The sequence below is a fragment of the Mesorhizobium sp. M7A.F.Ca.ET.027.02.1.1 genome (assembly GCF_004022985.1).
Taxonomy (GTDB): Bacteria; Pseudomonadota; Alphaproteobacteria; order Rhizobiales; family Rhizobiaceae; genus Mesorhizobium.
Map to the genome: position 1 here is coordinate 1 of NZ_RZOL01000320.1, position 7,226 is coordinate 7,226.

Here is a 7,226-nt window from a genome sequence, read left to right on the forward strand (position 1 = left end):
GATCAGCACCGCGCCGACGACGATGTCGGCTGAAAAACACTCTTCTTCCAGCGCCTCGACAGTCGAGTAACGGGTGTGGACGCGGCCGGCGAAGAGGTCGTCGAGCTGGCGCAGGCGCGGGATCGAGCGGTCGATGATGGTGACGTCGGCGCCAAGGCCGGCCGCCATCCTGGCCGCGTGCAGGCCGACGACGCCACCGCCGAGCACGGTGACCTTACCGGGCAGCACGCCGGGCACGCCGCCGAGTAGCACGCCGCGGCCGCCATTGGCCTTCTGCAGCGCCGTGGCGCCGGCCTGGATCGACAAGCGTCCGGCAACTTCCGACATCGGCGCCAGCAACGGCAGGCCGCCACGGTCGTCGGTCACGGTCTCGTAGGCGATTGCCGTCACGCCGGACGCAAGCAGGCCCTTGGTCTGCTCCGGATCCGGAGCAAGGTGAAGGTAGGTGTACAGGATCTGGCCTTCGCGAAGCTGCGCCCATTCGCTGGGCTGCGGCTCCTTGACCTTGACGATCATGTCCGACCTGGCGAACACCTCGGCGGCCGTCTTGGCAATCGTGGCGCCGGCGGCGCGATAGGCGTTGTCATCGGCGCCGATGCCGGCACCGGCCCCGGTCTCAACCAGCACTTCGTGGCCATGGGCGACATATTCGCGGACCGAGCCGGGGGTGAGGCCGACGCGGTATTCGTGGTTCTTGATTTCCTTGGGGCAGCCGACGCGCATTTTCTTCTCCTGATCCGGCCCTTTGGGCTCGTTCCCTGTATGGATGGAGTGAACCACGAATCGTTGCGCAGGTGTTTGCGAATGCGCTTGCGCCAACCGGCAGGTTTCGATAATCGTTGCGCGAAATAGCTGGATATTCGCAGGATTCACGAAAAATGCGGCTCGACAGGATTGATATCGCCATTCTCGAGGCTTTGCAGAAGGATGGCAGGATACCCAATGCGGCACTGGCCGAGAAGGTCGGCCTGTCGCAGTCGGCCTGTTCGCGCCGGCTCGACAATCTGGAGAAATCCGGAACTATCCGCGGCTATCATGCCCGGCTTTCCAATGCAGCACTCGGCCACCAGATGACGGCGATCGTGCACATATCGCTGTCGGGACAGTTCGAGAAGACGCTCTCGGATTTCGAGGCGGCGATCAAACGCTGCCCGAACGTGCTGTCCTGTCACCTGATGTCGGGCGAGTACGACTACATCCTGCGGATCGCGGCGAAGGATCTCGTCGACTATGAGCGCATCCACAAGGAATGGCTGTCGGCGATGCCGCACGTGACCAAGATCAATTCGTCCTTTGCGCTACGCGAAATCGTCGACAGGACCGCCATGGGCATGAAGCCGGAAATGGCCTAGGCTGCGTTGATATTCAGGTGATGCCGGCCTGCAAATGGTAGCTCCATGCGCTTCCGGTGCTCGCGTACGAAAAGTACGCTCCGCTCCCGTTCTCGGAAGCGACCATTTTCGACTCGGCCTGACCTGAATCTCAGCACAGCCTGGACTAGCTGGCCTCCGTTACCACCCGATCCATCGGGATATCGTGCGGCTGCGGGTAGATGGTCGCGATGCGTTGCAGCTCGTAGCCGACGCCGATGACCAGCGGCTTGAACGGCATCGCTGCCAGCGTGCGGTCGAAGAAGCCGCCGCCATAACCCAGGCGGTAGTTCTGGGGATCGATGCCGACGATCGGCGAGATGACGATGTCCGGCAGCACCGGATCGCCCTCGGCCGGGATTGGGATGTTCCAGACACCTTTCTCCAGCCGGTCGCCCGCTTTGTAGGCGCGGAAGATCAGCGGGTGCCCCTTGTCGATGACGATGGGCAGAGCGGTGCGGCCGCCGCGTTCGTTTATGGACGCCATCCAAGGCCGCAAATCCGGCTCGCCGCGAAACGGCCAGTAGAGACTGACCATGCGCCCGGCGATCTCGCCGATGATCGCGTCGAGGCCATCGGCGATGCGTTGCGACATTACCGCTCGCGCGTCGGCCGAAACGGCGAGACGCGCAGCGATCAGCCGTTCGCGTTCGGCCTTGCGCCAGCGTCTCACATCGATCCAGTCGCTCGAAGGCGCACGGAATTCCGGATCGAGCTCGTGCATGAAACAGGGCGGCGAAGAATACTGCGCCGGAGCATCGTCGTCACGATCGTTGGCCATGCCTCACCTCATCGCGTGTTCGATGACGCTATACCTCGCGATACGATACAACATGTGCATTCACGACATGGAACGACGAGTCTCGGGCACCGTCCATCTGTTGTTGCATTGCACAAAAATACCTACATCCAGGACAGCCAATCTTGCCATCGGGGTGAAGGAAATGAATGAAGCCAGGCATCATGTCGTCGTTGTCGGCGCGGGTTTCGGCGGTCTCGAGTTCACCCGTGCACTTGCTGGCGCTCCGGTGCGTATCACCATGATCGACAAGCGCAACCATCACCTCTTCCAGCCGCTGCTCTATCAGGTGGCGACGACGGCGCTGGCCACCTCCGAGGTTGCCTGGCCGATCCGCCACCTCCTGCGCAAGCGCAAGGATGTGACGACCCTGCTCGCCAATGTCACCGGTGTCGACCGCGCCGGCAAGCGCGTGCTGCTCGATGACGGCAGCGCGGTCGCCTACGACACGCTGGTGCTCGCCACCGGTGCCCGCCACGCCTATTTCGGCCACGACGAATGGGAGCCTTTCGCCCCGGGCCTGAAGACGCTGGAGGACGCCACCAGCATTCGGCGGCGAATTCTGCTGGCCTTCGAGCAGGCCGAGCGGGAGACCGATCCGGCCAAACGCCGGGCGTTGCTGACCATTGCGATCGTCGGCGGCGGGCCGACCGGCGTCGAGCTTGCCGGCACCATCATCGAGCTGGCGCATGACACGCTGCGCGGCGAATTCCGCAACATCGACGCGCGGCAGACGCGTGTGGTGCTGATCGAGGCCGGCGACCGCATTCTGGCCAATTTCGCACCGAAACTTTCCGACTATGCCAGCAAAGCGCTCGAGCGGCTCGGCGTGACGGTCGAGCTTGGCCGGGCCGTCACGCGCTGCGACGCCGAAGGTGTTGTGTTTGGCGATAAGCAACTGGCAGCCCGAACGATCCTGTGGGCAGCCGGCGTTGCCGCTTCGCCGGCCGCTGAATGGCTGGGAGCGAAGGCGGACCGCGCGGGCAGGGTGCTGGTCGAGCCCGATCTGACTGTATCTGGCAGCCCGGAGATTTTCGTCATCGGCGACGCCGCCCTTGTGCTGCGGCCCGATGGCCGGCCGGTGCCCGGCGTCGCGCCTTCCGCCAAGCAGGAGGGCCGACATGTTGCGGCCACCATCAAGGGCAGGCTCGGCGGCGACACGACCGCGCGTCCTTTCCATTACAGACATGCCGGCGATCTCGCCACGATCGGCAAGCGCGCCGCGGTGATCGATTTCGGCTGGCTCAAGCTGACCGGCTGGGCGGCCTGGTGGCTGTGGGGAGTGGCGCACATCTATTTCCTGATCGGTTTTCGCAACCGGCTTGCGGTTTCGCTGAGCTGGCTATGGATTTACGCGACAGGCCAGCGCAGCGCGCGGCTGATCACCCAAGGCGACGACGACAAGGGCTGATTTCCTCGCCCCGATCGTTCATCCGCACGTCATCCGTTGCTGATCGAGTGGCGGCTTCATGCGCGCGACTTGTTGAATGGACTTAGGCAGGTTTCAGAGCGAAGTTCGCTTCGGGGCAGGGCTTGTCAGTTGTCGAAGGAGAAAACATGTCGCAACTGCTCCATCCCGTATCCCGCCGCGATCTCCTTGCGAGCGCCGCCGCAGGGGCACTGATCATGCTGCATCCGTTCTCCGCCCGCGCTCAAGCCAACCAGGCCCATCTCCGGATCATGGAGACCACCGACATCCATGTGAACGTGCTGCCTTACGATTACTACTCCGACAAAACGAACGACACGCTGGGCCTGTCGCGCACGGCGTCTCTCATCGATGCTGTGCGCAAGGAAGCCGTGAATTCGATGCTGATCGACAATGGCGACCTGCTGCAGGGCAATCCGATGGGCGACTACATCGCCTATGAGAAGGGGCTGAAGGACGGCGACCTGCATCCGATCATGAAAGGCATGAACCTGCTTGGCTACGAGTGCTCGACGCTGGGCAACCACGAGTTCAACTACGGCCTGTCGTTCCTGGATAAGGTGCTGGCCGGCGCCAATTTTCCCTTCGTCTGCGCCAATTTGATCCGCGGCACCGAGCTTGCCGCGAACCCGCGCGACGACAAGCTCTATCTCAAGCCCTATGTCATCCTCGACAAGAAGATCAAGGACGGTTCGGGCGCCGAGCAGCCGATCAGGGTCGGCATCATCGGCTTCGTGCCGCCGCAGATCATGGTCTGGGATCTCAAGAACCTCGAGGGCAACGTCAAGACGCGCGACATCGTCGAGGCGACCAAGGCCTGGGTGCCGCAGATGAAGGAGGAGGGCGCCGACATCGTCATTGCGCTGTCGCATTCCGGCATCGACGTGAAGCAGGGCGACATGATGGAGAACGCCTCGTTCTTCGTCGCGGGCGTCGACGGCATCGATGCGGTGTTCACCGGCCACCAGCATCTGGTGTTCCCCGGCAAGAAGGATTTCCAGTCGCTCGACGGTGTCGACACGCAAAAGGGCACGCTGCAGGGTAAACCCGCCGTCATGGGCGGTTTCTGGGGCTCGCATATGGGGCTGATCGACCTGATGCTGGAGCGTGACGGGTCGAAATGGAAGGTCGTTTCAGCCACCTCCGAAGCGCGGCCGATCTTCGAACGCCTCGACAACAAGAACAAGCCGACTGTCCCGGACGACAAGCGCATCATCGCGGCCCTCGAACAGGACCACCAGGCGACGCTGGCCTATGTGCGGCGTCCCGTCGGCAAGACCTCCGCGCCGCTTTATTCCTATTTCGCGCTGGTCGCCGACGATCCGTCGGTGCAGGTCGTCAGCCAGGCGCAGACCTGGTACCTCAGGGATATCCTCAAGAACACGCAATGGAAGGATGTGCCGCTGCTATCGGCGGCCGCGCCGTTCAAGGCCGGCGGGCGCAACGGCGCCGACTACTATACCGACGTGCCGGCGGGCGACATCGCCATCAAGAACGTTGCCGACCTCTATCTCTATCCCAACACCGTGCGTGCGGTCGAAATCACCGGTGCGCAGGTTAAGGAATGGCTGGAAATGTCGGCCGGCATCTTCAACCGGATCGAGCCTGATAAGGCCGACCAGGCCCTCATCAACACTGATTTTCCGTCCTACAATTTCGACGTCATCGACGGCGTCACCTACAAGATCGATCTGTCGCAGCCGTCGAAATACGATGCCAAGGGCGGGCTGGCCAACGCTGGCGCCAATCGCATCGTCGACCTGAGTTTCGATGGGAAGCCAATTGATCGCAATCAGAAATTCGTCGTTGCGACCAACAATTACCGGGCTGGCGGCGGCGGCAATTTCCCCGACATCAATGCCTCGAAGATCATCTACGAGGCGCCGGACACCAATCGCGATGTCATCGTCCGCTATATCGTCAGCGAGGGCACGATCAACCCGTCGGCGGACGACAACTGGTCGTTCGCACCGCTGCCTGGAGCCAGCGCCGTCTTCGAAACCGGCCCCAGGGCCAAGGATTTCGTTGCGCAGGTGAAATCGCTGAGGATCGAACCGGCGGGCGAGGGCAAGGCGGGCTTCGCGAAATACCGCATCCTGCTTTGAAGGGTGGGCTGCGAGGCGGCTCGATCCAAGCCCCTTACGGCGTGGATTGATCCGAGCCGAAACGTTCCTTGATGTCGCATGACGAGATCCAGCGCATCCGTGGAAATGCCGCCGGAATAGCCGTCCGGCAGTTGCTTGATCAGTTCGGGATCGTCGAGCCCTTGCGAAAAGTCGCCGCCGGAATAAGGGCCGAGCAGATAGACGCGGCTGTCGACTCCTTGCATGCGATCGAGAAACCGGTTTGGCCACCCCCACATCCATTTCGCGACGTTGACGGGGATGAGCAAGGTGCCTTTGCGGCAGGCATCCGGAACGTAGCCGGTCCAGCCAATTGCGGCATAGCGCAGGATGCATTGCGTCAGCGATGCGCGGCTTAGCGTATGCATGTCCGGCAGCGCAGCCTTGACCGCGGCAATCGGCTTGTCGCCGCCATAGACCGAGAGATAACCGCGCTCGGCTGGTGCCAGCGTGGCAAGCCATGCGGCCAGCTTTTCGCCTTCGCCCGGATCGTTGCTCTTGACGTTGATGTTGAAGCGGCGGGCCGGGAAGTGCGTCAGAACCTCATCCAGGGATGGCATCATGCCGATACCTTTGCCGCGGAATGGAAAGGTCTTGCCGCCATCCGCCGTATAGCCATAGCCGACATCGAGGGCCTTCAACTCGGCCATGGAATGGCTGCGCGTTTCTCCCGTGCCTTCCGTGCGGCAATCCAGCGTCCAGTCATGGAAGACGGCGAACTTGCCGTCCGTCGTCGGGTGAACATCCAGTTCGAGCGCGTCGGCGCCCAGCGCAAAGGCGGCCTCCATCGAGGGAATTGTGTTTTCGAGGTAGCCATGGCGCGGCGGCAACATGCGACTGGCGGTACAAGTCTGTCCTGTCATGCCTGCGCGCAAATAGTCCTGGGCAAGGCCGCGATGGGCAAGCATCTCCGGCTTGCCGGCGGGGCGATTCGATAACAGCGAGGTGTTGTTGAGCCAGATGCCCACCGCAGCGACAACAATGACGCCGAAGAAGATCGTCCGTCTGCGCATCAGGTGATTTCCGATTCGTCCGTCCTGCCCGGCATTCTGCTTCGCGATCGGACTTTTTGACGGCGACGGCGCGGCGATGTCGAGATCATGCTCGACATAGCCTGGTCAAGAGCGTGTCGGCTTACGCCTTGTAGACCACCTGGCGCACGTCGATGTAGCTGGCGCGGAAGCCAGCCTCGCAATAGTGCAGGTAGAACTCCCAGAGTTTCTTGAAGCGGTCGTCGAAGCCGAGCGGGACGATCTTTTCCCATGACGCCCAGAACCGGTGGCGCCACTCGGCAAGCGTGCGCGCGTAGTCGTCCGGAAACACGCGCTCGCGCAGATGGGCAAGGCCATGATCCTTGCCCAGTGCCTTCAGGATCGACGGTGTCGGCAGCATGCCGCCCGGGAAGACGTAGCGCTGGATGAAATCCGGCCTGGCGCGATAGGTGTCGTAGGCGGCTTCGTTGATGGTGATGATCTGCAGGCCGGCGGTGCCGCCAGGCCTTAGAC

At 62.6% G+C, this 7,226-nt stretch carries 6 protein-coding genes and 1 pseudogene; 3 read left to right on the top strand and 4 right to left on the bottom strand.

Going from position 1 to position 7,226, the window contains the following annotated elements:
* A partial coding sequence (locus EN749_RS26635; RefSeq protein ID WP_189367710.1) for an NAD-binding protein occupies nucleotides 1-723 on the bottom strand: 723 nt, incomplete at its 3' end.
* Nucleotides 724-878: 155 nt separating this feature from the next.
* Between EN749_RS26635 and EN749_RS26640 the strand changes: the two genes are divergently transcribed.
* Entirely contained in the window at nucleotides 879-1,352 is a 474-nt protein-coding gene (locus tag EN749_RS26640) for an Lrp/AsnC family transcriptional regulator (protein ID WP_127269076.1), read from the top strand.
* A gap of 145 nt (nucleotides 1,353-1,497) precedes the next feature.
* On the opposite strand, the gene EN749_RS26645 is transcribed toward EN749_RS26640, so the two are convergent.
* On the bottom strand, nucleotides 1,498-2,151 hold the full coding sequence (locus EN749_RS26645) for a 5-formyltetrahydrofolate cyclo-ligase (protein ID WP_127269075.1): 654 nt from the start codon (nucleotides 2,149-2,151) through the stop codon (nucleotides 1,498-1,500).
* Nucleotides 2,152-2,314: 163 nt separating this feature from the next.
* On the opposite strand from EN749_RS26645, the gene EN749_RS26650 reads away from it, so the two are divergent.
* Together EN749_RS26650 and EN749_RS26655 are read left to right on the top strand one after the other, a co-directional pair.
* On the top strand, nucleotides 2,315-3,580 hold the full coding sequence (locus tag EN749_RS26650) for an NAD(P)/FAD-dependent oxidoreductase (RefSeq protein WP_128364292.1): 1,266 nt from the start codon (nucleotides 2,315-2,317) through the stop codon (nucleotides 3,578-3,580).
* Nucleotides 3,581-3,726: 146 nt separating this feature from the next.
* Nucleotides 3,727-5,703 (top strand): bifunctional 2',3'-cyclic-nucleotide 2'-phosphodiesterase/3'-nucleotidase, encoded by a 1,977-nt coding sequence (locus EN749_RS26655; protein WP_128364293.1) that lies wholly within the window; start codon nucleotides 3,727-3,729, stop codon nucleotides 5,701-5,703.
* Nucleotides 5,704-5,737: 34 nt separating this feature from the next.
* Here EN749_RS26655 and EN749_RS26660 read toward each other — a convergent pair.
* Both EN749_RS26660 and EN749_RS26665 read right to left on the bottom strand, forming a co-directional pair.
* Nucleotides 5,738-6,734, bottom strand: a pseudogene (locus EN749_RS26660) (glycerophosphodiester phosphodiesterase family protein).
* A 121-nt stretch (nucleotides 6,735-6,855) separates the two neighbouring features.
* The coding region (locus EN749_RS26665; RefSeq protein ID WP_189367712.1) for a class I SAM-dependent methyltransferase at nucleotides 6,856-7,226 on the bottom strand (371 nt) is incomplete at its 5' end.

Coding starts and splice junctions, on each gene's coding strand:
- EN749_RS26640 (WP_127269076.1), top strand. CDS start 879: ATGCGGCTCGACAGGATTGATATCGCCATTCTCGAGGCTTTGCAGAAG.
- EN749_RS26645 (WP_127269075.1), bottom strand. CDS start 2,151: ATGGCCAACGATCGTGACGACGATGCTCCGGCGCAGTATTCTTCGCCG.
- EN749_RS26650 (WP_128364292.1), top strand. CDS start 2,315: ATGAATGAAGCCAGGCATCATGTCGTCGTTGTCGGCGCGGGTTTCGGC.
- EN749_RS26655 (WP_128364293.1), top strand. CDS start 3,727: ATGTCGCAACTGCTCCATCCCGTATCCCGCCGCGATCTCCTTGCGAGC.